The sequence below is a fragment of the Agromyces seonyuensis genome (assembly GCF_009789225.1).
GTDB lineage: Bacteria > Actinomycetota > Actinomycetes > Actinomycetales > Microbacteriaceae > Agromyces > Agromyces seonyuensis.
This window is the reverse complement of the sequence record NZ_WSTA01000011.1, coordinates 13911-38938: the sequence shown is the minus strand read 5'-3', so window position 1 is coordinate 38938 and position 25028 is coordinate 13911. Positions and strand designations below refer to the sequence as shown.

Annotated in this window: 28 protein-coding genes and 1 tRNA gene; 9 read left to right on the top strand and 20 right to left on the bottom strand. The window is 72.4% G+C overall.

Annotation, left to right across the window (positions count from 1 at the left end):
- The first annotated feature begins 32 nt into the window (after nucleotides 1-32).
- Entirely contained in the window at nucleotides 33-320 is a 288-nt protein-coding gene (locus GB864_RS04110) for a WXG100 family type VII secretion target (protein ID WP_160423081.1), read from the top strand.
- Nucleotides 321-475: 155 nt separating this feature from the next.
- Here the strand turns inward: GB864_RS04110 and groL are convergent, their stop codons facing one another.
- The 5 genes from groL to GB864_RS04085 form a co-directional block, all read right to left on the bottom strand.
- Nucleotides 476-2095, bottom strand: coding sequence for a chaperonin GroEL (gene groL, locus GB864_RS04105; protein WP_160423080.1), 1620 nt, complete (start codon nucleotides 2093-2095; stop codon nucleotides 476-478).
- 215 nt (nucleotides 2096-2310) lie between these two features.
- Nucleotides 2311-3366, bottom strand: a complete 1056-nt coding sequence (locus tag GB864_RS04100; protein ID WP_160423079.1) for a DUF3048 domain-containing protein — start codon at nucleotides 3364-3366, stop codon at nucleotides 2311-2313.
- 243 nt (nucleotides 3367-3609) lie between these two features.
- Nucleotides 3610-3813, bottom strand: a complete 204-nt coding sequence (locus GB864_RS04095) for a cold-shock protein (protein WP_160423078.1) — start codon at nucleotides 3811-3813, stop codon at nucleotides 3610-3612.
- A gap of 231 nt (nucleotides 3814-4044) precedes the next feature.
- Nucleotides 4045-4587 (bottom strand): LytR C-terminal domain-containing protein, encoded by a 543-nt coding sequence (locus tag GB864_RS04090; RefSeq protein ID WP_160423077.1) that lies wholly within the window; start codon nucleotides 4585-4587, stop codon nucleotides 4045-4047.
- A gap of 37 nt (nucleotides 4588-4624) precedes the next feature.
- Nucleotides 4625-4930 (bottom strand): DUF3263 domain-containing protein, encoded by a 306-nt coding sequence (locus tag GB864_RS04085; protein WP_160423076.1) that lies wholly within the window; start codon nucleotides 4928-4930, stop codon nucleotides 4625-4627.
- Between the two features lie 191 nt (nucleotides 4931-5121).
- On the opposite strand from GB864_RS04085, the gene msrB reads away from it, so the two are divergent.
- A complete protein-coding gene (msrB, locus tag GB864_RS04080) occupies nucleotides 5122-5547 on the top strand; it encodes a peptide-methionine (R)-S-oxide reductase MsrB (protein ID WP_160423075.1) in 426 nt (141 codons plus the stop codon).
- Nucleotides 5544-6098 (top strand): nitroreductase family protein, encoded by a 555-nt coding sequence (locus tag GB864_RS04075; protein WP_160423074.1) that lies wholly within the window; start codon nucleotides 5544-5546, stop codon nucleotides 6096-6098. Before msrB ends, GB864_RS04075 begins: the two co-directional genes overlap by 4 nt.
- Here GB864_RS04075 and GB864_RS04070 read toward each other — a convergent pair.
- From GB864_RS04070 to GB864_RS04060, 3 genes are all read right to left on the bottom strand, one after another.
- A complete protein-coding gene (locus tag GB864_RS04070; protein WP_160423073.1) occupies nucleotides 6082-7101 on the bottom strand; it encodes a DMT family transporter in 1020 nt (339 codons plus the stop codon). The two genes, GB864_RS04075 and GB864_RS04070, sit on opposite strands and share 17 nt — an antisense overlap.
- A gap of 4 nt (nucleotides 7102-7105) precedes the next feature.
- A tRNA-Thr gene (locus tag GB864_RS04065) sits at nucleotides 7106-7178 on the bottom strand.
- Nucleotides 7179-7206: 28 nt separating this feature from the next.
- Nucleotides 7207-8133 carry a DsbA family protein gene (locus GB864_RS04060; protein ID WP_160423072.1) on the bottom strand — a complete coding sequence of 309 codons (927 nt, stop codon included), beginning with the start codon at nucleotides 8131-8133 and terminating at the stop codon, nucleotides 7207-7209.
- Nucleotides 8134-8356: 223 nt separating this feature from the next.
- On the opposite strand from GB864_RS04060, the gene GB864_RS04055 reads away from it, so the two are divergent.
- Together GB864_RS04055 and GB864_RS04050 are read left to right on the top strand one after the other, a co-directional pair.
- Nucleotides 8357-9457 (top strand): ABC transporter ATP-binding protein, encoded by a 1101-nt coding sequence (locus GB864_RS04055; protein WP_160423071.1) that lies wholly within the window; start codon nucleotides 8357-8359, stop codon nucleotides 9455-9457.
- Nucleotides 9458-9616: 159 nt separating this feature from the next.
- Nucleotides 9617-10912, top strand: a complete 1296-nt coding sequence (locus GB864_RS04050; RefSeq protein ID WP_160423070.1) for a DUF4032 domain-containing protein — start codon at nucleotides 9617-9619, stop codon at nucleotides 10910-10912.
- An 84-nt stretch (nucleotides 10913-10996) separates the two neighbouring features.
- Here GB864_RS04050 and rlmB read toward each other — a convergent pair whose 3' ends face one another.
- The 4 genes from rlmB to GB864_RS04030 form a co-directional block, all read right to left on the bottom strand.
- The gene (rlmB, locus tag GB864_RS04045) at nucleotides 10997-12013 is read right to left on the bottom strand and encodes a 23S rRNA (guanosine(2251)-2'-O)-methyltransferase RlmB (RefSeq protein ID WP_202106967.1); all 1017 of its coding nucleotides are present in this window, start codon (nucleotides 12011-12013) and stop codon (nucleotides 10997-10999) included.
- Nucleotides 12010-13428 carry a cysteine--tRNA ligase gene (gene cysS, locus GB864_RS04040; protein ID WP_160423068.1) on the bottom strand — a complete coding sequence of 473 codons (1419 nt, stop codon included), beginning with the start codon at nucleotides 13426-13428 and terminating at the stop codon, nucleotides 12010-12012. The genes rlmB and cysS overlap by 4 nt, the downstream gene beginning before the upstream one ends.
- 128 nt (nucleotides 13429-13556) lie before the next feature.
- The gene (gene ispD / locus GB864_RS04035) at nucleotides 13557-14792 is read right to left on the bottom strand and encodes a 2-C-methyl-D-erythritol 4-phosphate cytidylyltransferase (protein WP_160423067.1); all 1236 of its coding nucleotides are present in this window, start codon (nucleotides 14790-14792) and stop codon (nucleotides 13557-13559) included.
- Between the two features lie 96 nt (nucleotides 14793-14888).
- Nucleotides 14889-15371 carry a CarD family transcriptional regulator gene (locus GB864_RS04030; protein ID WP_160423066.1) on the bottom strand — a complete coding sequence of 161 codons (483 nt, stop codon included), beginning with the start codon at nucleotides 15369-15371 and terminating at the stop codon, nucleotides 14889-14891.
- A gap of 204 nt (nucleotides 15372-15575) precedes the next feature.
- On the opposite strand from GB864_RS04030, the gene GB864_RS04025 reads away from it, so the two are divergent.
- Nucleotides 15576-16040 carry a hypothetical protein gene (locus GB864_RS04025; protein ID WP_160423065.1) on the top strand — a complete coding sequence of 155 codons (465 nt, stop codon included), beginning with the start codon at nucleotides 15576-15578 and terminating at the stop codon, nucleotides 16038-16040.
- Between the two features lie 70 nt (nucleotides 16041-16110).
- On the opposite strand, the gene GB864_RS04020 is transcribed toward GB864_RS04025, so the two are convergent.
- Together GB864_RS04020 and GB864_RS04015 are read right to left on the bottom strand one after the other, a co-directional pair.
- The gene (locus GB864_RS04020; protein ID WP_160423064.1) at nucleotides 16111-16791 is read right to left on the bottom strand and encodes a winged helix-turn-helix domain-containing protein; all 681 of its coding nucleotides are present in this window, start codon (nucleotides 16789-16791) and stop codon (nucleotides 16111-16113) included.
- Entirely contained in the window at nucleotides 16788-17969 is a 1182-nt protein-coding gene (locus GB864_RS04015) for a sensor histidine kinase (RefSeq protein WP_160423063.1), read from the bottom strand. Before GB864_RS04015 ends, GB864_RS04020 begins: the two co-directional genes overlap by 4 nt.
- A 169-nt stretch (nucleotides 17970-18138) precedes the next feature.
- Between GB864_RS04015 and phoU the strand changes: the two genes are divergently transcribed.
- Nucleotides 18139-18795, top strand: coding sequence for a phosphate signaling complex protein PhoU (gene phoU / locus GB864_RS04010; protein WP_160423062.1), 657 nt, complete (start codon nucleotides 18139-18141; stop codon nucleotides 18793-18795).
- 88 nt (nucleotides 18796-18883) lie between these two features.
- Here phoU and GB864_RS04005 read toward each other — a convergent pair whose 3' ends face one another.
- A complete protein-coding gene (locus GB864_RS04005) occupies nucleotides 18884-19633 on the bottom strand; it encodes a phosphoglyceromutase (RefSeq protein ID WP_160423061.1) in 750 nt (249 codons plus the stop codon).
- Between the two features lie 93 nt (nucleotides 19634-19726).
- Here GB864_RS04005 and GB864_RS04000 point away from each other — a divergent pair, with 93 nt between their 5' ends.
- A complete protein-coding gene (locus GB864_RS04000) occupies nucleotides 19727-20554 on the top strand; it encodes a class I SAM-dependent methyltransferase (protein WP_160423060.1) in 828 nt (275 codons plus the stop codon).
- Between the two features lie 154 nt (nucleotides 20555-20708).
- On the opposite strand, the gene GB864_RS03995 is transcribed toward GB864_RS04000, so the two are convergent.
- The 5 genes from GB864_RS03995 to GB864_RS03980 all read right to left on the bottom strand — a co-directional run bounded on the left by GB864_RS03995 (nucleotide 20709) and on the right by GB864_RS03980 (nucleotide 24073).
- Nucleotides 20709-21806: an FUSC family protein gene (locus GB864_RS03995; protein ID WP_160423059.1), complete on the bottom strand. Its 1098-nt coding sequence runs from the start codon at nucleotides 21804-21806 to the stop codon at nucleotides 20709-20711.
- Nucleotides 21803-22945 (bottom strand): CAF17-like 4Fe-4S cluster assembly/insertion protein YgfZ, encoded by a 1143-nt coding sequence (ygfZ, locus tag GB864_RS03990; RefSeq protein WP_160423058.1) that lies wholly within the window; start codon nucleotides 22943-22945, stop codon nucleotides 21803-21805. Before ygfZ ends, GB864_RS03995 begins: the two co-directional genes overlap by 4 nt.
- Complete coding sequence (locus tag GB864_RS03985) at nucleotides 22945-23559, bottom strand: heme-binding beta-barrel domain-containing protein (protein WP_160423057.1); 615 nt, start codon at nucleotides 23557-23559, stop codon at nucleotides 22945-22947. The genes ygfZ and GB864_RS03985 overlap by 1 nt, the downstream gene beginning before the upstream one ends.
- A gap of 11 nt (nucleotides 23560-23570) precedes the next feature.
- Entirely contained in the window at nucleotides 23571-23693 is a 123-nt protein-coding gene (locus GB864_RS18735) for a hypothetical protein (RefSeq protein WP_272898160.1), read from the bottom strand.
- Between the two features lie 68 nt (nucleotides 23694-23761).
- Nucleotides 23762-24073 carry a hypothetical protein gene (locus tag GB864_RS03980; RefSeq protein WP_160423056.1) on the bottom strand — a complete coding sequence of 104 codons (312 nt, stop codon included), beginning with the start codon at nucleotides 24071-24073 and terminating at the stop codon, nucleotides 23762-23764.
- Nucleotides 24074-24242: 169 nt separating this feature from the next.
- On the opposite strand from GB864_RS03980, the gene GB864_RS03975 reads away from it, so the two are divergent.
- Nucleotides 24243-24932 carry a winged helix-turn-helix domain-containing protein gene (locus GB864_RS03975; protein WP_160423055.1) on the top strand — a complete coding sequence of 230 codons (690 nt, stop codon included), beginning with the start codon at nucleotides 24243-24245 and terminating at the stop codon, nucleotides 24930-24932.
- The last annotated feature ends 96 nt before the right edge of the window (nucleotides 24933-25028 follow it).

Genomic DNA, 25028 nt, shown 5'->3' with positions numbered 1-25028 from the left:
GGAACCGCGGCGCCCGAGCGGAAGGAACTCCCATGACCCGTTTCACCGTCGACAGCGACCAGGTCGCCGCGGCCGCCCAGCAGGTGCGGGGCACGATCGACCGCGTGCAGGCCGACGTGTCCGCCCTCATGTCGGGCCTCGACGGCCTGCAGGCCTCCTGGACCGGTCCGGCCGCGACCGCGTTCCAGGGTGCGGCCTCGCAGTGGCGCACGATGCAGCAGCAGGTCGAGGCGTCCCTCGCGGCGCTCGACCGCTCGCTCGCGACCGCCGCCACCCACTACGCCGACGCCGAACTCTCGGCGGCGCGCCTCTTCGGCTGAGTCCGACGCCGCACGGCAGGAACGCGGAAGCGCCCGCCTCCCTTGCGGGAGACGGGCGCTTCGTGCTGGTCGGACTGGGTCTCGATACGGGCGCTTCGCGCCCTACTCGACCTTGACCTTGCGGTCGAACCTTCTTCGAAGCTTCGACCTTCAGGTCAAAAGTCCATGCCGCCGGTCGGGTCGGCCGGGAGGGCCGCGGCCTTCTCGGGCTTGTCGGCGACGACGGCCTCGGTCGTGAGGAAGAGGCCGGCGATCGACGCGGCGTTCTGCAGCGCCGAGCGGGTGACCTTCGCCGGGTCGATGATGCCCTGCGCGAGCAGGTCGCCGTACTCGCCGGTCGCGGCGTTGAGGCCGTGGCCCGAGGGGAGCTCGGCGACCTTGTTCGCGACGACGCCCGGCTCGAGGCCGGCGTTGAGGGCGATCTGCTTGAGCGGCGCCTCGATGGCGACCTTGACGATGTTCGCACCGGTGGCCTCGTCGCCCGTGAGCGAGAGCTTCTCGAAGGCGAGCTTGCCGGCCTGGATGAGGGCGACGCCACCACCGGCGACGATGCCCTCCTCGACGGCGGCCTTCGCGTTGCGGACGGCGTCCTCGATGCGGTGCTTGCGCTCCTTGAGCTCGACCTCGGTGGCCGCGCCCGCCTTGATGACGGCGACGCCGCCGGCGAGCTTGGCGAGGCGCTCCTGGAGCTTCTCGCGGTCGTAGTCGGAGTCGGTGTTCGCGATCTCCGAGCGGATCTGCGCGACGCGGCCGGCGATGGCCTCGGAGTCGCCCGAGCCCTCGACGATGGTCGTCTCGTCCTTGGTGACGACGACCTTGCGGGCCGTGCCGAGCAGGTCGAGGGTGACGTTCTCGAGCTTGAGGCCGACCTCCTCGGAGATGACCTGGCCGCCGGTGAGGATCGCGATGTCCTGGAGCTGGGCCTTGCGGCGGTCGCCGAAGCCGGGGGCCTTGACGGCGACCGACTTGAAGATGCCGCGGATCTTGTTGACGATCAGGGTCGCGAGCGCCTCGCCGTCGACGTCCTCGGCGATGATGACGAGCTGCTTGCCCGTCTGGATCACCTTGTCGACGATGGGGAGGAGGTCCTTGATGTTCGAGATCTTCTGGTTGACGATCAGGACGTAGGGGTCCTCGAAGACCGTCTCCTGGCGCTCGGGGTCGGTGACGAAGTACGCCGACAGGTAGCCCTTGTCGAAGCGCATGCCCTCGGTGAGCTCGAGCTCGGTGCCGAAGGTGTTCGACTCCTCGACGGTGACGACGCCCTCCTTGCCGACCTTGTCGATCGCCTCGGCGATGATCTCGCCGATCTGGGGGTCGGCGGCCGAGATCGAGGCCGTGGCGGCGATCTCTTCCTTCGTCTCGATCTCCTTGGCCGCCTTGAGCAGCTCCTCGGAGACGGCGGCGACGGCCTTCTCGATGCCCTTCTTGAGCGAGATGGGGTCGGCGCCGGCGGCCACGTTGCGGAGGCCCTCCTTGACGAGCGCCTGCGCGAGGACGACCGAGGTGGTCGTGCCGTCGCCGGCGACGTCGTCGGTCTTCTTGGCGACCTCCTTGACGAGCTCGGCGCCGATCTTCTCGTACGGGTCGTCGAGCTCGATCTCCTTGGCGATCGACACGCCGTCGTTCGTGATGGTGGGAGCGCCCCACTTCTTCTCGAGCACGACGTTGCGACCGCGCGGGCCGAGGGTCACCTTCACGGCGTCGGCGAGGGTGTTGAGGCCGCGCTCGAGACCGCGACGGGCCTCCTCGTTGAAAGCAATGATCTTCGCCATTGTGTAACTCGTCCCTTCCCGGACGTCTGAAGATTCTTGGTTTAGCACTCCAAACCACTGAGTGCTAAACACGATTCTGGCACTCGTGCCAGGTGAGTGCAAGCCGAGCCGCGACCTCGCGGACTCCGTTCGTCACGGGCGAACCCGCGCCCCCACGGCGGTCGATCCGGCGGGCGCGCGATGCGCGCGAGGCATCCTCGATCGGCGACCTCCGCTCACGGGACGAACGTCGCGGACCCGGTCGTCGGCACGAGCTGGATCCAGGTGTTGCCGGGCGAGAGCTCGAGCTCGCCGCCGCCGTCGGCCGTCAGCACGATGGGCGCGGACTGGTCGGCCTTCGACCAGGTCCCGTGAGCGGTCCGGCCGCCGGCCGAGACCCACGCCTCCCCGCTCGAGCCCGCGAGCTCCGTCTTCGGCACCTCGCCGTAGGTCCAGTCGATCGCGACCCGCAGCGTCACGACGTTCGCCGCGCGCACCCGCTCGCCCGAGGAGTCCGCATCGGGCGCGCCCTCCTGCGAACGCAGCCATGAGCCGGATGCCGCATCCCACTCCCAGCTCGGGAAGCGGGCCGGCGAGTACACGAGGTCGATGCGCGAGGTCGGCGTCGCCGCGAACCGCGGATCGGCGAGCGGGTCGACGCCGCCGTAGCGGAACTGCCGCGCGGGCGGGGCGAGCTCCGAGTTCCGCTCGACCGCGACCGAGGCGGCGAGGATGACGTCGTGGGGGCTCGGCCGGTCGTCGGCGCGTTCGAAGAGGCCCGTGTCGTCGTAGTCGAAGACGAGGTTCACGAGCGGCGTGGCCTGCATCATCTCCACGAAGCGCTCCTGCCCGCCGGAGTAGGCGACGATCCCGCCGAGGGGCGTGAGGATGTCGGGATCCATCGGCCGGATCGAACGGACGGGGCCGACCTGCTCGGGCACGTCGCTCTGCCACACGGCGGCGTAGCGGGTCAGCCCGCCCTCGACGAGCTCCTCGTACACGAGGTCCGTGCGGTTGAGCGCGAGCTGCGGACGGGCCTCTTCGTGATCGTCGATCTTGGCGGCCAGCGACGGCCCGCTCGCGCTAGCCGGCGCCACGAGGGTGCCGCGCAACGGCGCGACCGCGAACGGGATCGGATCCGGCAGCGTCGTCGGCAGCGGCCGCGACGCGATGCTCGGCGGCGGCAGCGTCGGCTCGGGGGCCGCCTCCTCGGTGCAGCCGACGAGCGCGGACGTCACCGCGGCGACGACCACCAGACCGACGAACCCCCGTGACCGCGTCCCCCTCGCCATGCGGCACAGCGTATGGGCCGCATCGATCGCAGCGGCGGCGCGGCACGCCGGACGCGTCCCCGAAGCCGAGCCCCTCGGTCCCGGCGCCCGAGCCCGCCGACCCGGCCGCTGGGAACGCCGATGCGCCGACCGTCGACGAACGGGAGCGGGCGTCCGGCCGTGCACGCCGATGCGCCGTCAGGGGCGGACCCCCGACGGCGCATGCGGGATGACGCGACCGCCGCGCACGGCGGCGGACCGGTCTCAGGCCGGGCGGACGGCCTCGGCCTGCGGACCCTTGGCCCCCGAGCCGACCTCGAAGACGACCGCCTGGCCCTCTTCGAGGACCTTGTAGCCCGCCATGTCGATGGCGGAGTAGTGGACGAAGACGTCCTGCCCTCCGCCGTCGACGGTGATGAACCCGTATCCCTTTTCAGCGTTGAACCATTTGACGGTCCCGTTCGCCATGCAGTGCTCCCAATGTGCCGTTTCGATCGGCGAGGCGCGGCGCCCCCGCCGGGCGCACGCCTCCGCACGACCGTCGGACGCGCGCAACGCGGGATCGGTCGTTCGCACGGGACACGGGCGACCGTTCAGAGTGAACAACGCCGCAACGGCGCGGCGCAAGGGGTTCGCACCGGATGACGCCGGGCGACGGCAACGATTCGGCAACGCGCCCCCGCGAACGGGGGTGGAGGCTCAGCCGCCGACCGCGGCCGCGTAGTCGGCGCCGACGACGACCGTCAGGTCCGAGCCGATGGCGGTGAACTCGGTGGTCTCCTGCACGTCGGACCCGGGCAGCAGTCCGGCGATGCCGCGCGCCGCGCCCTCGAGGTCCGGCCGCGAGTAGTAGACCATCGACTCGGCGACGTCGCTCGTGCTCGCGTTGGAGGTCGCCGCGACGGTGAGGCCGGCACCGGTGAGCGCATCGGCGGCGGTCGCGGCGAGTCCGTCGACGTCGGTGCCGTTGAGGACCGTGACCGGGGTCGCCGCGTCGAGGGTCGGCGCGGCCGTGACGGCCGGCGCCTCGCTCGCCACGACGGTCTCGTCGGAGCCGCCGAGCTTGCCGAGATAGCCCATCGCGCCGAGGATGCCGGCGGTCGCGACGATCACGGCGGCGAGGGCCGTCCAGCCCGCCCACACCCAGCCGCGGCCGCGGCGGGCGGGGGCCCGGTGGGCGCCGACGCGCTCGATGCCGCGCGGGATGGAGTCGAAGCGGTCCTTCGGGAATGTCTCGGGCATGGTCCTCGTCTGTCTCGTCCGGTGATCTCTCGTGCGCTCAGCCGGCGACGGCCGGCGGGATCCTGCGGCGCCTGGCCGCCTCGCGGGCGTCCCGGAGGCGCTGCAGGCGGCGGACGAGCAGCGGGTCGGCGCGGAGCGCCTCGGGCTCGTCGAGGAGCGCGCCGAGGCGCTGGTAGTAGCGAGCGGCGGACAAGCCGAGCTCCACGCGCATGGCCTCCTCCTTGACGCCGGGATGCGGCCACTCGCGGGCCTCGAAGCCCAGCAGCCGACGATCGGATTCGGCGAGGCCCGGGCCTGCGGCGACCGCCGGCGGCACGGCCGTTCGCGGTTCGGATCGGTCCACATCGCTCCTTCCGCTCGGTGCAGCCCTGCGGCTCGAGGCATCCTAACCCGCCGCCCCATGACCGGAGCCGAGCGCCTCGGCGGTTCCGACGGACTCCCGGTCGGCGGGCGGCGTGCCCGCGCGACGGGGCGTCATCCTCGGCCGGCACTCGGCGGAGCGCGCCTAGGATGGCTCCTCGGAAAGGGGTCACCATGGGCTACAACGTCGACAAGAGCGAGGCCGAGTGGCGCGATGAGCTCGGCGACGAGCAGTACGCGGTCCTCCGCGAGGCCGCGACCGAGCGTGCGTGGACGGGCGAGCTCCTCGACGAGGAGCGCGCGGGCGTCTACACGTGCGCCGCGTGCAACGCCGAACTCTTCCAGAGCGGCACGAAGTTCGACTCGGGCTGCGGTTGGCCCAGCTTCTACGAGTCCGTGCGTCCCGAGGCCGTCGAGCTCATCGAGGACACGAGCCTCGGCATGGTGCGCACCGAGGTGCGCTGCGCGAACTGCGGCTCGCACCTCGGCCACGTCTTCCCCGACGGGTTCGGCACGCCGACCGGCGACCGCTACTGCATGAACTCGATCGCACTGAACTTCGCCGCCGCCGAGGTCGCGGCGAGCGCCGACGAGGCGTGAGCCGCCACCCCGTCTTCGACGCCCTCTCGCGGCGTCGCTCCGAACCGAAGGTGACGTCGGCGACGCCCGACGACGCCGAGCTCGCGCGCCTGATCGGGGCCGCCGCGCACGTCGCCGACCACGCCGGGCTCCGGCCGTGGCGCATCGTCGCGCTGCGGGGCGACGCCCGCGTCCGTCTCGGCGCGGCGCTCGTGGCGGCCTCCGGCGCCGAGGGCGCCGAGGCGGCCAAGCTCGCCGGCAAGCCCCTGCGGGCCGACCTGCTCGTGGCGGTCGTCGCGCGCAGCGTCCCGAGCCCGAAGGTGCCCGACTGGGAGCAGGAAGCCGTCGCCGCGGGCGTCGCGCACGCGCTCGCGCTACTGCTGGACGAGGCGGGCTGGGGCGTCATGTGGCGCACCGGGGGCGGCGTGCGCCACCCGGCCGTGGCGGCCGTGCACGGGCTCGAGGACGGGGAGCGCCTCCTCGGCTGGCTCTACGTCGGCGGCGTCCCCGAGCGCCGCAAGCACGACCCGAAGACCGTCGACGGCGGAGAGTTCCTCACCGTTCTGGGCTGACGCCCGGCGCTGCCCCCGCGGCCCGCGCCGCGCGGCGCGCCCGCATCCCGTCGAGCCCGCCGACGGCGACGGCGACCAGGGCGAGGGCCGTGCCCGCGATCGTCGCCGGTCCGACCGACGGATGCGCGCCCGGCAGCACGGCGTCGAGCACGATCGCCGCGACGAGCTGGCCGGCGACGTTCGCGAGCGTGAACAGCAGCACCCCGGTCGCGCGCACCAGGATCGTCGCGCCCGCGATGAAGATGCAGCCCACCGCCCCGCCGAGGTAGAGCCACGGCTCGTCGGGCCATTCGCTCGGAGGCCCCGCGGCCAGCACGTGGACGAGGGCGGCGACCGCGAGCACCGCGGTGCCGACGAGGAAGTTGTTGAACGTCGCGGTGATCGCGCTGCCCGCCGCAACCCGGACCCGGCCGTTGACGGCGGCCTGCCAGCTCGAGAGCAGCCCGGAGCCGAGCGGCAGCAGCAGCGCCCACCACGCCACCCCGGCATCGATGCCGCCGGAGACCGCGACCGCGACGGCGACGACGGTGAGCGCCGCGCCGGCGACCCGCGGCACGGTCACGGCATGCCGCCCGCTCGGGCCGAGTCCGACGAGGTCGACGACGAGCCCCGACACCGTCTGCCCCGCGACGTAGGCGACCGTGAAGAGCGCGACGCCGAGGAGCGTCGCCACGAGACCCTGGCTGAGCACGAACACGGCGCCGGCGGCGCCGCCGACGAGCATCCATCGGCGCAGCCCGCCCGTGCGGACGGCCTCGAGCACCCGGCCGACGCCCTGGCGGCCGCGCGGCGATGACGCGAGGAGCACCGACATGACGACCAGTCCGCTGCCGAACGAGACGAGCGCCGCCGTGTACCCGTCCTCGAGCTCCGCGCCGAGCTGACCGTTCAACCGGGACTGGAGCGCCATGAGCGCCCCGCAGAGCGCCGCCCCGCCGAGCGCGAGCGCGTTCCGCACGCGGTGCCGCCCGACCGGGGCGGCCGGGTTCGGCACAGCATCCATTGCGAGCCGGCTGCGGGACTCGAACCCGCAACCACCGCTTTACAAGAGCGGTGCGCTACCAATTGCGCCAAGCCGGCCTGGGCGACGCGCGCCCGGTCTCACATGCTACCCGCCGGGGGTCGGCGTAGGCGTCGGCGTCGCCTTCTCGGCGGCGGTGCTCAGCGCCTGCTGCACGAAGGAGCGGAACTCGTCGCTGTCGTCGTTCGCGCCCGTGTACTGGAGGCCGTTGACGAGGACGGTCGGCGTGCCCTGCACGTTCTCGACCTCCGTGTTCGGCAGCGGCCCGTCGAGCGCGCGCTCGGTCGCCTGGCCGACCCAGGTCGTGAACTCGCGGTCCGTGATGCACGTCGTCACCGCGTCGAGGGAGCCCACGCCGGTGTCGCTCGCGAGGTCGGCGAGCTCCTCGTCGGTGAGTCCCGGGGTGTTCTCCTCGGGCTGCTGGGCGAAGAGCGCCTGGTGGTACGCGAAGAAGTCGTCGGGCGAGGCGTCCGCGACGCAGGCCGCGGCGTTCGCGGCGCGCACCGAGTACTGGGTGCCCTGCGAGAGCGTCTTGAGCATGCCGAGCGGATGGATCTCGAGCGTCGCGAACCCGGAGGTGACCATCGTCTGGAGGAGTTCGCCGTTGGCGGCCTCGAAGTCGCCGCAGTTCGCGCAGAGGTAGTCGACGTAGATCACGATGTTGGCGACGTCGCCCGAGGCGTCGGGCACGGTCGGCACGGGTTCGCCGTCGGCGGGCACCCCGCCGGTGCGGACGGCGGAGATGCTCGCACCGTCTTCGCCCTGCACGAGCAGGATGCCGTCGCTCGCCATGTTCTGCGGCCCCGGCTTCGCGGGGGTGATGGAGTTCATGACGACGAGGGAGACGATCGCGATCGCGACGACCACGACGACGGCGACGCCGCCCTGCAGCAGCCATCGCTGCCGGCGATCGCGCTTCTTCTGGTCCTCGCGGAGCTGCCGCGCCTTCTCGCGCGCCGCGTCCCTGCGGTCGTTGCGAGTCGGGCGCGGCTGATTCGATCCGCCGTAGGTCATGGGGTCACTCCGGTCAGTGCGTGGTTCGGGCAGCGCGTCGGCGCGCCTCAACGATAGTAGGGAGCCCGGCTGTGAAACGTCGGGACGGGTCCCGCCTCGGGGGGCGGTCGGACGACCCTCCGCGCCTGCGTATACTGAAGCCCGTGTCGACGACGTCGTCGACGCATTTCCATTCACTACGGATCGTCCGGCACGTACCTGCCGGTGAAGGAGAGAGACAACGATGGCATCCGTCACGTTCGACAAGGCCACGCGCCTGTACCCGGGCGGCACCCGCCCCGCAGTCGACAAGCTCGACCTCGAAGTCGCCGACGGCGAGTTCCTCGTCCTCGTCGGCCCGTCCGGCTGCGGCAAGTCCACGTCGCTGCGCATGCTCGCCGGCCTCGAAGAGGTCAACGAGGGCGACATCTTCATCGGCGAGCGCAACGTCACCGACGTGCCGCCGAAGGACCGCGACATCGCGATGGTCTTCCAGAACTACGCGCTGTACCCGCACATGACCGTCGCCGAGAACATGGGCTTCGCCCTGAAGATCGCCGGCGTCGGCAAGGAGGAGCGCGCCGCTCGCGTGCTCGAGGCCGCCAAGCTGCTCGACCTCGAGGACTACCTCGGCCGCAAGCCGAAGGCCCTCTCGGGCGGTCAGCGTCAGCGCGTCGCCATGGGCCGCGCGATCGTGCGCCAGCCCCAGGTCTTCCTCATGGACGAGCCGCTGTCGAACCTCGACGCCAAGCTCCGCGTGCAGACCCGCACCCAGATCGCCTCGCTCCAGCGCCGCCTCGGCGTCACCACGGTCTACGTCACCCACGACCAGACCGAGGCCCTCACCATGGGCGACCGAATCGCCGTGCTCAAGGACGGCCTCCTCCAGCAGGTCGGCACGCCGCGCGACCTCTACGAGAAGCCGCAGAACGTGTTCGTCGCCGGCTTCATCGGCTCGCCCGCGATGAACCTCTTCAACGCGGACATCGTCGACGGCGGCATCAAGTTCGGTGCGGCCGTCGTCCCGGTCGAGCGCGACGTGCTCGAGCACACGAGCGCGGGCAAGGTCACCGTCGGCGTGCGCCCCGAGGACATCACCGTCTCGAACGACGCCTCCGCGGGCCTGCCGGTCGTCGTCGACCTCGTCGAGGAACTCGGCGCCGACGGCTACCTCTACGGCCACTCGGAGGTCGACGGCCAGCGCACCGACATCGTCGCGCGCGTCGATGGTCGCAGCCACCCGTTCGCGGGCGAGACCGTCTACCTGACCCCGGTTCCGCACCACGTGCACGTCTTCGACGCCGAGTCGGGCGAGCGCCTGGGCCACCGGGTCGTCGTCGGCTGACGTCGCACCGAATCGAACGGATGCCGGTCGGACCTCTGGGTCCGGCCGGCATCCGCCGTTCGCCCGCCTGCAGCGACTCCCCCTGCCGGCCTCGGCACCACCGCGCCGGCGACCGGCGCGACCGGCGCATCCGTGCGCCCGAACTGAGAGGATGCCCGTATGGCTGGATCGCTCAACATCACCGCCGCGACCGTCGACCCGGGGCTGCTCGACCTGCCGTGGGACGTGCCGCTGGAGGCATGGCCGAGCGAGGCGATCGCGGCGCTGCCGAAGGGCATCTCGCGCCACCTCGTGCGATTCGCGAAGCTCGGCGGGCACGTCGTCGCCGTCAAGGAGACGACGGCCGAGATGGCCCGCGGCGAGTACGACATGCTGCGCACGCTCCAGCGCCTCGAGATCCCGTGCGTCGACCCGGTCGCCGTCATCACGAACCGCTCCGACGCGGAGGGCGACCCGCTGAAGCCGGTGCTCGTCACCCGGCACCTGCGCTTCTCGCTGCCCTACCGCGCCCTGTTCTCGCAGACCCTGCGCCCGGACACCGCGACCCGCCTCGTCGACGCACTCGCCGTGCTGCTCGTGCGCCTGCACATCATCGGGTTCTTCTGGGGCGACGTCTCGCTCTCGAACACGCTCTTCCGTCGCGACGCGGGCGCGTTCGCGGCCTACCTCGTCGACGCCGAGACCGGCAAGCTCTACGAGGGCGGGCTCTCGAACGGCCAGCGCGAGAACGACCTCGAGATCGCGCGCGTCAACATCGCGGGCGAGCTGCTCGACCTCGAGGCGGGCGGCCGCGTGGCCGACGAACTCGACCCGGTGCGCATCTCCGACGGCATCGTGACCGCGTACCGCAACCTCTGGACCGAGCTCACCGGCCCCGAGTCCTTCCCGGGCGCGGAGCGGTGGCGCATCAACGAGCGCGTCACGCGCCTGAACGACCTCGGCTTCGACATCGAGGAGCTCGCGATCCGCACGGATGCCGCCGGCTCCACCGTCCGCATCCAGCCGAAGGTCGTGGACGCCGGCCACCACCAGCGCCGCCTGTTGCGACTCACCGGCCTCGACGCCGGCGAGAACCAGGCCCGCCGCCTCCTCAACGACCTCGACTCCTACCGCGCCGCCTACGGCAAGCAGGACCTCGACGAGGAGGTCGTGGCCCACGAGTGGCTCGTGCGTGTCTTCGAACCGGTCATCCGGGCGATCCCCTCCGACCTGCGCGGCAAACTCGAGCCCGCCGAGGTCTTCCACCAGCTCCTCGACCACCGCTGGTACCTCGCCGAGCAGATCGGCCACGACGTGCCGCTCGCTGAGGCGGTGTCGAGCTACATCAACACCGTGCTGCGGCACCGGCGCGACGAGGCGACGCTCGTGAACCCGCCGACGGGCACGCTGACGATGCCGATCGCCGCCATCGGCGACGACGAGGACGACGAGGACGACTGGCGCTCGAAGGTCTGAGCACCGCGGTCGGCGACGACCTGCAGGACGACGGATGCCCCGGAGCCGAAGCCCCGGGGCATCCTCGCGTTCGCGGGGTCGCGCTCAGCTCGCCGACTCGACCCGCAGCTTGGAGATCTCGTAGAGCGTGACGGAGGCGGCGATGCCGGCGTTCAGCGACTCGGTCGTCGAGGAGATCGGGATCGACACGACGGCGTCGCACGTCTCGGTGACGAGGCGCGAGAGGCCCTTGCCCTCGCTGCCGACGACGACGACGATCGGGCGGTCGGCCCACGACAGGCCCGGCAGCGAGACGTCGCCGCCGCCATCGAGGCCGAGCACGAAGACGCCGCGCTCCTTGAGGGCCTTGAGCGTCTGCGTGAGGTTCGCCGCCATCGCCACGGGGACGCGCGCCGCGGCGCCGGCCGAGGTCTTCCACGCCGACGCGGTCACACCGACGGAGCGGCGCTGCGGGACGATGACGCCCTGCCCGCCGAACGCGGCCGTCGAGCGGATGATCGCGCCGAGGTTGCGCGGGTCGGTGATGCCGTCGAGGGCGACGAAGAGCGGCGTGGTGCCCTTCGCGAGCGTCTCGTCGAGCAGCTCGAGCGGGTGCGCGTACGCGTAGGCGGGCACCTTGATGGCGATGCCCTGGTGCACGGCGCCCTCGCCCGCCAGACGGTCGAGCTCGGGGCGCGTGACCTCGAGCACCGGGATGCCGCGGTTCGTCGCGAGCTTCAGCGCCTCCCGCACCCGGTCGTCCATCTCGACGCGCTGGGCGATGTAGAGGTTCGTCGCGGGGATCTTGGCCCGCAGCGCCTCGACGACGGCGTTGCGGCCGTTGACGATCTCGTCGCCGTCGCCCGACTTGCCGCGCTTGGCCGCCCCGGACGCGCCGCGCGGGGTGCCCTGCTTGGGCTTGCCCCCCGGGGTGCCCTTGCCGCCGGCCGCCTGGTAGCGCTCGATGGCGGCCTTGCGCTTGCCGGCGACGTGCCAGGCGCGGTCCTCGGCCTTCGGGGTCGGGCCCTTGCCCTCGAGGGACTTGCGGCCGTGGCCGCCCGTGCCGACGGACTTGCCCTTGCTGCTCTTGCGGACGGCCCCGCTGCGCGACGGCTTGCTCATGACAGACTCCAATGCGATCCGGTCTGGGTGTCTTCGACCACGATGCCCGCATCGGCGAGCTCGCCGCGGATGCGGTCGGCGGTGGCGAAATCGCGGGCCGATCGGGCCTCGCGTCGATGTTCGATGAGCCGCTCGACGAGGGCGTCGAGGGCGAGGGCGGCAGCGCCGCCGGATTCGCGCGAACCCCAGGCGGGGTCGCGGGGGTCGAGGCCGAGCACCTGCAGCATGGCGGTCACGGCGCCGAGGGCGTCGGCCGCGTCGTGCAGTTCTTCGGCGTCGAGGGCCTGGTTGCCGCGGCGGATGGTCTCGTGCACGACGGCGATCGCCTCGGGCACGCCGAAGTCGTCGTCCATCGCGTTCGCGAAGGCGTCGGGCACGACGTGCGCGCCCGCCCCGGCGAATCGGGTGCCCGCGAGGCGTCGCTCGACGCGCTCGAGGAACGTGCGGATGCGGTCGACGGCGGACTCCGCCTCGGCGAGGGCGTCGGGGCTGTAGTCGATCGTCGAGCGGTAGTGCGCCGAACCGAGCAGGTAGCGCACAGCGAGGTGGCTCGCGGCGCCGAGCAGGTCGGCGGCGTACACCGAGTTGCCGAGCGACTTCGACATCTTCTGCCCGGTCACGTTCACGAGTCCGTTGTGCACCCAGTAGCGGGCGTAGCCGTCGCCGGCCGCCGTGGACTGGGCGAGCTCGTTCTCGTGGTGCGGGAAGCGCAGGTCGAGACCGCCGCCGTGGATGTCGAAGGTCGGGCCGAGGTAGCGCGTCGACATGGCGGAGCACTCGATGTGCCAGCCGGGCCGGCCGGGGCCCCACGGGCTCGCCCACGTCGCCGAGACGGGCTCGTCGGCCTTGGCGCCCTTCCAGAGGGCGAAGTCGCGCGGGTCCCGCTTGCCGCGCGGGTCGGCGTCGGCGGCCGCCTCCATCTTGTCGCGCGACTGCCGGGTGAGCTCGCCGTACGCGGCCCACGAGCCGGTGTCGAAGTAGACGTCGCCCGAGCCGTCGGGAGCCGCGTAGGCGTGGCCGGCGTCGATGAGACGGGTGATGAGCTCCTGCATCTGCGGCACGCTCGCGGTCGCGCGCGGCTCGTAGGTCGGGGGCAGGATGCCGAGCGCCGAGTAGGCGGCAGTGAACTCGAGCTCGACGCGGTAGGCGAGGGCGAACCACTCCTCCTCGGTGCCCGCTGCGTTGAGCAGGACCTTGTCGTCGATGTCGGTGACATTGCGCACGAACGTGACGCGGAAGCCGCGGTAGGCGAACCAGCGGCGCATGAGGTCGTACGCGAGCGCGCTGCGCAGATGCCCGATGTGCGGGCTCGACTGCACGGTGGGACCGCAGACGTACATCCCCACTTCGCCGTCGCGGAGCGGGGTGAACTCGCGAAGGCCCTGGGCCTTCGAGTCGTAGATGCGCACGGTCACCAGGGAATCCTACCGGGGCACCCTGCGGCGGAACCGGGAGGCCGCCGCGCATGACGTCGAGGGCGCGCGGGACCGGCTCCGACCGGCGCGACCGGCTCGACCGGCGTGGCAGGGTCTGGTCGGCTGCGTCAGGCCGGCACGAGCAGGGCGGTCGCGATCGCGGCGACGCCCTCGCCGCGGCCGGTGAAGCCGAGCCGGTCGGTCGTCGTCGCCGAGACCGACACGGGGGCGCCCAGGATGCCCGAGAGCACGGCCTCCGCCTCGGCCCGGCGCGGCGCGAGCTTCGGCCGGTTGCCGATCAGCTGCACGGTCGCGTTGCCGACCCGGAATCCCGCGGCCTCGATGAGGCGCAGCGTCTCGCGGAGGAACACCTCCCCGTGGGCGCCGTCCAGGCGCGGGTCGTCGACGCCGAAGACCTGCCCGAGGTCGCCGGCCCCGGCCGCGGAGAGCAGCGCGTCGCAGAGCGCATGTGCGGCGACGTCACCGTCGGAGTGGCCGGCGAGCCCCCGCTCCCCCGGCCATTCGAGGCCGGCGACCCAGAGCGGCGCGCCGTCCTCCTCGGCGAACGCGTGGACGTCGACGCCCGTGCCGATGCGCGGCAGGAGCAGGTCCGAGGCCGAGGATGCCTCGCGCGGCGCGGCCGCACCGTCGGCGGAGGCGTCAGGGCTCGTCGCCGCGGCGTCGGCCGCGTGCCGCTCGGCCCGGGCGAGGTCGGTGGGCACGGTGATCTTGAACGCCCGGGCGTCGCCCGGCACGGTCTCGACGGCGAGCCCGGCGGCGGCGGCGGTCGCCGCGTCGTCCGTGTGCTCCCGGTCGGCGAGGCGGTACGCGCGCTCGAGGGCGCCGCGGGGGAAGCCCTGCGGGGTCTGCACGGCGCGCAGCTCGCTGCGGTCGACGGTCTCGAGCACCTGCTCCCCCTCGACGCGCTTGATCGTGTCGACGACGGGCACGGCGGGCACGATGCCGACGCCGCGGGTGCGGACGGCCGCGGCGACCTCGTCGAAGAGGGCGGCGGGGGCGAAGGGTCGGGCGGCGTCGTGCACGAGGACGACGTCGACCGAGTCGGGCAGCGCCGCGAGGCCAGCGGCGACCGAGTGCGAGCGCTCCGAGCCGCCGGGCACCACGATGAGCGGCGCTCCCGCGGCTTCGGCGCGCGGGACGAGGAGGCTCGCCGTCCGCTCCTCCCAGTCCGGGGGGACGACGACCGCGACGACCGGCGTCTCGGCCATGCCGAGCACGGGGTCGAGCGCCGTGTCGAGCACGGTGCGATCGCCGAGTGGCACGAACGCCTTGGGCAGCCGATGGCCGAGCCGGCTGCCGCTGCCGGCGGCGACGACGATGACGGCGATGCGCGGGGAGGTCACCCTCCGAGCGTAGTCACCGCCCGCCGCGACGGCGGAGCACCCCCGGGCGCGACGAACGGGCCGATCCCGGTTCTGGGATCGGCCCGTTCGGATCGCTCAGGAAGCGAGGACCTCGTCGAGGACGAGCGACGCCGCCTCTTCGTCGGTCTTCTCCGCGAGCGCCAGCTCGGAGATCAGAATCTGCCGGGCCTTGGCCAGCATCCGCTTCTCCCCGGCCGACAGGCCGCGGTCCTGATCGCGGCGCCAGAGGTCGCGAACGACCTCGGAAACCTTGATGACATCCCCCGAAGCGAGCTTCTCGAGGTTCGCCTTGTAGCGGCGCGACCAGTTGGTCGGTTCCTCGGTGAAGGGAGCGCGCAGTACCTCGAAGACCCGGTCGAGGCCCTCCTTGCCGATGACGTCGCGAACGCCGACCAGGTCGACGTTCTCGGCGGGCACCTCGATGACGAGGTCTCCCTGCGTGACGTTCAGCTTGAGGTAGAGCTTCTCCTCGCCCTTGATGATGCGTTTCTTGACTTCGGTGATCGTCGCTGCACCGTGGTGCGGATAGACGACCGTCTCGCCAACCTCAAAAAGCATGAATAGTAGTCCTTTCGGCGTCTATCAGGATACCACAGCGGTTTCGTGCTAAGGTGCCCGTCCCCGGCATGCGCACCGTCCGAGCGCGCTGCCATGGGATAGACTTCCTGCGGTTTCTCCGTGCCCGGCGACTGGCCGTCGCGCGGAACGCGGCCGCGGTTCGAGCGGTCGACGTCGACCGTGACAACTGCACTTGGAGGTTCAGTGAAGGCCCGTCTCGCGGCATCCGTTCTGCTCGCCGCCGGCATCGCGCTCGGCGCGTCCGGCTGCACCTTCGTGACCTACCAGGCGACGACCGAGAAGTACGAGGCGAGCGACGGCGTCAACCTCTCGGTGGGCGACCTCGAGGTGCGCAACGCGCTCGTCATCACGGACGACGGCGAGGACGCGGTGCTCGCTGTCTCCATCGCCAACGACTCCGACTCCGACGTGACCCTCGGCATCGAGTACGAGGACGAGACCGTCGAGGTCGAGGTGCCGGCCGGCACCATGACCGTCTTCGGCGGCAGCGCCGACGACGCCGAGCCCGCGATCGAACTGCCCGGCCTCGGCGCCGACGCCGGTTCGCTCACCCCGCTCTACTTCCAGTACGGCGGCGAAGAGGGCGTCGAGAAGCTCGTTCCCGTGCTCGACGGCACGCTGCCCGAGTACGAGGACCTGCTCGGCTGAGCCGACCCCCGACGACGTCGAAGGGCGGATGACGCAGCCGCGTCATCCGCCCTTCGCGGTACTCGGGCCCTCAGGCCTCGAAGCGGTAGCCGAGGCCGCGCACGGTCACGAGCTGCTCGGGCTCCGAGGGCGTCTGCTCGATCTTGGCGCGGATGCGCTTGATGTGGACGTCGAGCGTCTTGGTGTCGCCGAAGTAGTCCGAGCCCCAGACCCGGTCGATGAGCTGCCCGCGCGTCATGACGCGGCCGGCGTTGCGCATGAGGAGCTCGAGCAGCTCGAACTCCTTGAGCGGCATCGCGACGGGACCGCCGTCGACCTCGACCGTGTGGCGGTCGACGTCCATGCGCACGCGACCGCCCGCGAGGATCGCGTCGTCGGGTTCGAGCGTGTCGATGCGACGGCGGAGCACGGCCCGGATGCGGGCGAGCAGCTCGCGCGTCGAGTACGGCTTCGTCACATAGTCGTCGGCGCCGAGCTCGAGCCCGACGACGATGTCCACCTCCGAGTCCTTCGCCGTCAGCATGATGATGGGCACGGTCGAGCGGGTGCGGAGCTGGCGGCACACCTCGGTGCCGGGCAGCCCCGGGAGCATGAGGTCGAGCAGCACGAGGTCGGCGCCGCCGCGGTCGAACGCCGCCAGCGCGGCATTGCCGTCGTCGGCCACCTCGACGTCGTAGCCCTCGCGCTCGAGGAGGAACGACAGCGGCTCGGAGAGCGAGATCTCGTCTTCGACGAGCAGGATGCGGGTCACGCGGTTGTCCTTCTGGGTCGGGGTCGTTCGGCGCCGGCGTCCGCCGCGTCGGCGGCGGAGGCGGCTTCGGGGAGGCGGATGGTGAAGGTGGAGCCGCGGCCGAGGGTCGACCACGCGCGCACATCGCCGCCGTGCTCCTCGGCGGTGTGCTTCACGATGGCCAGGCCGAGGCCCGTGCCGCCGGTGTGCCGGGAGCGGGCCTGATCGACGCGGTAGAAGCGCTCGAAGACGCGGTCGAGGTCCTCCTCCGGGATGCCGATGCCCTGATCGGTCACGGAGATCTCGACGATGCCGTCGCGGCGGGCGGTGCCGATGCCGATGCGGCCGCCCTCGGGCGAGTACGCGATCGCGTTGGCGACGAGGTTGTGCACGGCGACGATGAGCAGTTCGCGGTCGCCCCACACCCGGGCCTTGCTGCGGGTGCGCAGCGCGAGCTCGATGCGCTTGCCGGAGGCGAGGACGCGGTTCTGGTCGATCGCGACGGCGACGATCTCGTCGAGGTCGAGCAGTGCTCGCTCGGCGACGGCGTCGTTCGCCTGGAGCCGCGTGAGCTGGATGACCTCGTTCGTGATGCGGGCGAGCCGGCTCGACTCCTCGGAGAGACGGCTCGCGAAGCGGCGAACCCGCTCGGGCTCGTCGGCGGCCTGGTCGACGGCCTCGGCGAGGAGGCCGACGCTCGCGATCGGGGTCTTCAGCTCGTGCGAGATGTTCGCGATGAAGTCGCGGCGCACGGCGTCCAGGCGCTTGGCCTCGGTGCGGTCCTCGGCCAGCAGCAGCACGAAGCGCGTGCCGAGCCGGGCCACCCGCACGAGGAGGGTGACGGAGGCGTCGCCGTAGGGGCCGCGCGGCACCTCGATCTCCTCCTGCACGGTCTCGCCGTCGGCGCGCACCAGCCCGGCCAACCGGAGCAGCTCCGGGTTCGTCACGGCGAGCCCGCGCACGAGGCCGAGGGAGAGCGCGCCCGGCGAGGCCCGGACGACGTTGTTCGACGGGTCGAGCACGATGCCGGCCGAGTCGAGGGCGGCGATCACCTGATCGACGCCCTCCGGTACGACGGGGTTCACGACCCGTTGGGCCTGTTCGCCGCGTTCGCGGGCGATGATGAGGATGACGACGAACCCGGCGCCGAGGAAGGCCCCGATCGCGAGCGCGGCGAGCACCACCCAGGCGTCTTGCATAGTGCGAGCATAACCGCGCGAAATCGGGCTCTCCGGCGGTTTCGCGCTCTCCGGCGCTAGGTTGGAGATTGTTCAGCGGACCGGCACCTGCCGTTCACCTTCGCCGGGAACACTGGACGGGCCCGACGCGCCGCACCCCCGCGCGCGCGGCGAACAGGACGGAATCAAGATGCGTGAAGTGTTCCAGCAGGAGCTGCACGAGGTGCAGACCGGGCTGGTCGAGATCGCCCGGCTCGTCGCCGACGCGATGGAGAAGGCGACGACCGCGTTCAACGAATCGAACGTCGCGCTGGCCGAGGAGGTCATCGCCGACGACCACCTCATCGATGCCCGGGCCGTCGCCCTCGACGAGCTCGCGATCACGATCCTCGCGCGGCAGCAGCCGGTCGCGCGCGACCTCCGCATCGTCGTGAGCGCGCTGCGCATCTCGGCGTCGCTCGAGCGCATGGGCGACATGGCGACGCACATCGCCCAGCTCGCCCGCTACCGCTACCCCGACAAGGTCGTGCCGAAGTCGCTGCGCCCGACGATGGCCGAGATGGGCCGGCTCGACGTCGAGATGGCGCGCAAGCTCGCCGAGCTCCTCGACACGCAGGACGTGGAGCTCGCCGACCAGATCCGCAACGAGGACGACCTCGTCGACGACCTGCACCTCTCGGTCTTCGACAAGGTGCTCGGCCAGAGCTGGAAGGGCGAGGCGTCCGACACCGTCGACGCCACCCTCGCGAGCCGCTACCTCGAGCGCTTCGCCGACCACGCGGTCGCGATCGCCAAGAAGGTGCAGTACCTCGCGACCGGCGACTGGGTGCCCGAGCCCGCGAACTGACGCGCGAGGCATCCGACGCCCGCCGGATGCCCGCAACGCGAAGCGCCCCGCCCGATCGATCGGGCGGGGCGCTTCGACGTGCGAGGACCTACTTCTTGTCGCCCTGCGCGGCCACGGCGGCGGCGCCGGCGGCGGCGGCCTCCGGGTCGAGGTACTCGCCCGGGGCGAGCGGCATGAAGTCGTCGCCGAGACGGTAGACGAGCGGGATGCCCGTCGGGATGTTGAGCTCGGCGATGTCGGCGTCGCCGATGCCCTCGAGGTGCTTGACCAGTGCGCGCAGCGAGTTGCCGTGCGCCGTCACGAGCACGGTCTTGCCGGTCTCGAGGTCGGGGATGATGTCGGACTGCCAGTACGGCAGCATGCGGGCGATGACGTCCTTCAAGCACTCCGTGCGGGGCAGGTCGGAGTCGGCCAGGTCCGCGTAGCGCGGGTCGCCGACCTGCGACCACTCGGAGTCGTCGTCGAGCACGGGCGGGGGGACGTCGAAGGAGCGGCGCCAGAGCATGAACTGCTCGTTGCCGTACTTCTCCTGCGTCTCGGCCTTGTCGAGGCCCTGGAGCGCGCCGTAGTGGCGCTCGTTGAGGCGCCACGAGCGGCGGACCGGGATCCACAGGCGGTCGGCCTCGTCGAGGGCGATGTCGGCGGTCTGGATCGCGCGCGAGAGCACGGAGGTGTGCAGCACGTCGGGCAGCAGGCCCGACTCGGCGAGGAGCTCGCCCGCACGCTTCGCCTCGGCGCGGCCCTGCTCGGACAGCCGCACGTCGACCCAGCCGGTGAAGAGGTTCTTCTGGTTCCATTCGCTGTTGCCGTGACGCAGCAGCACGAGCGTGTAAGCCATACGGCCAGCCTACCGACGGGCGGGCCGGCGCATTCGGCGGATGACGGCGGGACGGTCGGGAAACGTTCGGGGAGCATCCAGGAGAATTGCCGGATGCCCATCGGACAGGTGACGCGCGGCACGACCGGCACCGACCGGTTGCGCCGTGTCGATCGCTGGATCGCGGCGCACCCGGCGCTGCGTCGCGCCGACGACCCGCTCGTCGTCGACCTCGGATACGGCGCGAGCGGCACGACGGCGCTCGAGCTGCACTCCCGGCTCGCGCCGGCGCGGCCGGACGTCGACGTGCTCGGCCTCGAGATCGAGCCCGCCCGAGTCGCGCGCGCGACGGCGCAGCTCGCCGAGATCCGGCTCGGCCTCGGCAGCGGGCGCTTCGCGCCGGACGCGCGGGTGTCGTTCGCGCTCGGCGGCTTCGAGGTGCCGGTGGCGGGCGGGCGCCGGCCGGCGGTCATCCGCGCGTTCAACGTGCTGCGCCAGTACGACGAGGCCGAGGTCGCCGACGCGTGGTCGAGGATGCGCGCGCGCCTCGCGCCGGACGGCCTCCTGGTGGAGGGCACCTGCGACGAGATCGGCCGGGTCGCCGCGTGGGTCGGCCTCTCCCCCGCGGGCCCCGAGACGTTCACGATCTCGCTCCGGTTGCGCGGGCTCGACGTGCCGTCGATCGTCGCCGAGCGGCTGCCGAAGGCGCTCATCCACCGCAACGTGCCCGGCGAGCGCATCCATGCGCTGCTCGGCGACCTCGACCGCGCCTGGCGACTGCACGCCGCCCTCTCGGTCTACAGCCCGACCCAGCGCTGGATCGCCGCGGTCGAGACGCTGCGCTCCGGCGGCTGGCCGGTCCGTGGAGGCGTGCGGCGTCACCGCCTCGGCGAGCTCACCCTCGACTGGGCCGCGGTCGCGCCGCGTCCGTTGGTCGAATAGGCGCGCCGGCGCCGCGTCCGCTGGTCGAGTAGGCGCGCCGGCGCCGTATCGAGACCTCGCAGGGCGCCTCATCAGGTCTCGATACGCTTCGCTACTCGACCAGCGAAGTCTCGATACGCTCGGCTACTCGACCAGCGACGTCGCTCCCGAGCCGCTACAGCTCAGGCAGGAGCCCGCGGGCGTCGTCGAGCGGCATCCCGGTGGCCTGCAGCAGGTCGATCAGGTAGGGCCGCAGCGCGTGCGCGACGTTGAGCTCGTCGACCGTGCCGTGCGGCAGCACCCGGGCGGGGTCGAGGTGGCGCACGAGATCGGCGAGCGTCGCCCGCGCGGCCGCGAGGTTCTCGGGGTCGAGCGATTGGGCGTCGATGAGCTCGAGCGCGCGCACGATGCGCCCGGCGAGATCGGCGAGCGCCGGCACCGGGCGTCCGTCGCGCTCGAGCCAGGCCGTGCGGCGGGCGATGACACGGAGGTTCCGCGTCGCCAGGTCGAACGCCGCCTGCATCTCCCGCTGGCGCGGCAGCTCCGCACGGGCGCGCGGCGTGAACGGCGAGACCCGCGCGATCGCGAGGCCGGAGTCGACGGCCTCCGCCCAGTCGCGCACGTGGTCGTCGCTCGCACGGGCCGCGGCGAGGGCGGCCTCCGCGTCGACCGACGAGCCGGACTCGACCGACTCCGCGAGGCGACGCCAGACCGCGAGGTGGTCGGCGATGACCCGACGGCCCGCGCGCACGGCGGTGCGCCAGGGTGCGCGGGGCAGGAGCGCCGTCGCCACGAGCGCGAAGACGCCGCCGACGACGGCGTCGATCGTGCGGAGGAACGGCCCGCCCGGCACGGCGGGCACAAGCATGATGAGCGTGCACTGCAGGCCCGCCGCCACGGTGAACGAGGGCGCCGACGACACGAACCGGGCGATGGCGAGCGTCAGGGCGAGCGCGAGCGCGTACTGCCACGGACCGGAGCCGGCCACCACGAGCAGCGCCTCCGCGAGGAAGATGCCGAGGGCCATGCCGACGACCGTCTCCGCGACGCGCTTCGGCCGGGCGTCGCCGACGAAACCGAGCGCCGAGATCGCGACGACTCCCGCGAGGAGCGGTTGCTGGTGGCCGAGCACGAAGTGCGCGAACGACCACGACGCGACCGCGGTGACGGTGATCTGCACGATCGCCGGGATCGACGTGACGAGGCGGGTGCCGCCGGCACGCAGGCGCGCACGGGGGTTCAGGGCGGGTCGGAGGTCTCTGACCGCGATCACGGACGGGCGCCGAGGCGCGGCAGGCGGGGCACGTCCACGGCGGGCGCCGCGTCGGCGGGCACGATCTGCTGCTGGGCCGCCGCGACCTCGGTGTCGTGCGCGATGACGACGAACGGCAGGTCGCCGGGCACGGCGCGCTTGACGACCGCGAGCGCCACGGGACCGAGTTCGTGGTGCTGCACGGCGGTCGTGATGCGGCCGACCTCGCGGCGGTCGAGCGAGCCGTCGGCCGCCGTCTTGTCGGCGAACACGGGGTCGCCCGCGACCGGCAGCACGGTGTCGGAGCCGTCGAGGTGCAGCAGCACGAGCCGCCGCGGCGGCCGGCCGAGGTTCAGCACCTTGGCGACGGTCTCCTGCCCCTTGTAGCAGCCCTTGCTCACGTGCACCGCGCTCCGCAGCCAGTCGAGCTCGTGCGGGATCGTCTTCGCGTCGACCTCCGTCGCGAACCGCGGTCGCCACGCGGCGACGCGGATCGCCTCGACCGCGAGCGAGCCCGCGAGCTCGATGCGGCCGGCACGGGCATCCTGCGCCAGCGCGCCGAGCGAGTCGACCGGCACGAGCCGTTCGCGCCAGTGCCAGAACTGCCCCGGATGCCCGTCGGCGCTCGCGTACGGATGCCCCCCGGGCGTCGGCGCGTCCGACCACGGGTCGCGCCACTCGAGCGGCGTGCCGTGCGGGGCGGCCGCCTCCGGTGCGGCGTCCCAGACCGGGCCGTCGGCGCCCGCGAGCACGGCGAACTCCGCCGAGCGGTCGGCGACCTCCACCTGGAGCATGAACCGCATCCGGTCGAGGAACGCCGCCAGCGGCGCCGCTTCGGCCGGCTCGACGACGAGCCAGGCGGTCTCGCCGTCGTCGACGACGCGCACCGCGTGCTCGACGTGCCCGTTGGGGTCGAGGAAGAGGGTCTCGGCCGACTCGGCGGGCGCGAGCCTCGCGAGGGACTGGCTCGTCATCGAGTCGAGCCAGCTGCGCCGATCGGGGCCGGCGACCGCGACGATGCCGCGCGGCACCTCCGCGAGCGCGCGACCGTCTTCGAGACGGCGCTGTTCGACGAACGGGTTGCCGTAGTGGGCCACGACGCCCTCGTCGATGCCGTCCGCGGCGACGGCACCGGGCAGCCCGAGCAGCGGGGAGGCCATCAGTCGGCCTTCGCGAGCCGGGCCGAGGCGTGCGTGGCGAGCGGGCGGCCGAGGGCGGCGATGTCCCACGCCCACAGCAGGTGATTGTCGACGAGCCCGTAGAGGCGGGTGGCGGCGGAGTAGTCCTCGGCGCCGGCCGTGCGCATGACGGCGTCGGTCGCGAGGTCGATGCGCGGGCCCTTGACCTGGCCGAGGTAGAGCTCGTTGACGCCCGTCGGATGGATGAGCTGGACCTGCAGATCGAACCCGCCGTCGGCGTTGCGCAGGGACTCGACGGCCTCGGCGTCGGGATAGGCGGACTCGCCGGTGCCCGGCAGCATCGCCGGACCGGGGTCGCCGGCGCCGAGCGGACGGTCGAGACGCCAGTAGCCCGTCTCGGTCACGAGTGGCTCGGGGTCCGCGTCCTCCTCGCCGATGAGCCAGGCGTAGGAGTGGTAGTTGAGCCACGGCAGTCCGTCGTGGCTGAAGCTCAGGCGCTGCCCGAACTCGCGGGTCACGCGGTCGTCGTCCCCGTCGCCGGTGGCGAAGTCGATGACGCCCGTCCCCTCCCAGACTCCGAGGAGCCACGAGAGCGGGACGAGTTCGGGCGGGAGGTCGACGGGCAGCTCGAGCACGGCCGGACCTCTTAGCGCTGGCCCTTGAAGAGCTTGAAGACGACGACGCCCGCGATGTAGGCGATGGCGAGGCTGGCGAGTCCGAGCAGCCCGATGAACGCGAGCTCGAGCGCGAAGAGTGCGTTGTGGTCCATGCGTGCGAGTCTACGCCGCGCGCGCGGGGCTTCCGGCCGTCGGCTCGGGGCCGATCGGCGCCGAACCGTCAGCCCGCGAGGAACGCGGGCAGGAGCACGATCGCCGCGAGCAGCAGCACTGCGACCACGCCGGCCAACGAGGTCGTGAGGCGGAAGACGAATCCGGCGGGACGCCGGGTGGCCAGTTCGACGATCAGACCGACGAGCACGCAGATCGCGAGAACCGCGACGAGCGCGTCGTAGCCCCCGAGCGAGTGCGTGCCGAATTGCACGTGGGCGCCGCCCAACTCGAACGCCACGACCGAAACGGCCCCGGCGAGCGCGACCGCCCAGACCAGCAGGATGCTGCCCCAGCGACGTCGTCCGTCAACGTGCTCCATCTCGACCTTCCCCGGGCCTGTCCCGTCGCCGATCCCCCATCGGCGAAACGCGTCGTTCACGCCCAGGTAGCATTCTGACACCCGAACCCGGCGAGTTCCCGCCGCCCCGAGTGGCGGAGCCGGTCCCGGCTATCCCGTAGCATGAGTCAACCTGACGAGGAGGGGTCGCGTGGCGCAGCTGCTGATTCTGTCGCCGGCATCCGACGATGAGGTCCTCCCGGCGCTCTCTCTGCTGTCCCATCGGGTGCGGATCATCCCCGCCTCGCCGGAGCAGCTCGTCAGAGCGCCCGACGCCGATCTGGTCCTCCTGGACGCCCGGACGAATCTCGCCGGCATCCGCGCACTCTCGCAGATCCTGCGCACCACGGGGCTCAGCGTCCCGCTGCTGCTCATCGTGACCGAGGGCGGCCTCACGGCGGTCAACGCCGACTGGGGCGTCGACGACGTCGTGCTCGAGACCGCGGGGCCCGCCGAGGTCGACGCGCGCATCCGGCTCGCGCTCGGCCGCGCCCAGGCGGCGCCGCAGTCGGAGCGCATCCAGACGTCGGGCGTCGTCATCGACGAGGCGAGCTATTCGGCCAAGGTGCACGGCAAGCCCCTCGATCTCACCTACAAGGAGTTCGAGCTCCTCCGTTTCCTCGCCGCGCACCCGTCGCGGGTCTTCACCCGCGAGCAGCTGCTCAGCGAGGTGTGGGGCTACGACTACTTCGGCGGCACCCGAACGGTCGACGTGCACGTGCGGCGCCTGCGCGCCAAGCTCGGCGACCTCGAGTCGCTCATCGGCACCGTCCGCAACGTGGGGTACCGCTTCAACGTCCACGAGGAAGACGAACCGGCAAAGCCGGTGTCCGCGGGCTGAGACCCCGCTCCAGGGGTCGAGCCGCGCGACGCTTCCCGTCACCCGGCGTTCACCTGGGCGTCACCCGGCGGCTGTCTCGCGTCGGGGCCGCATGCC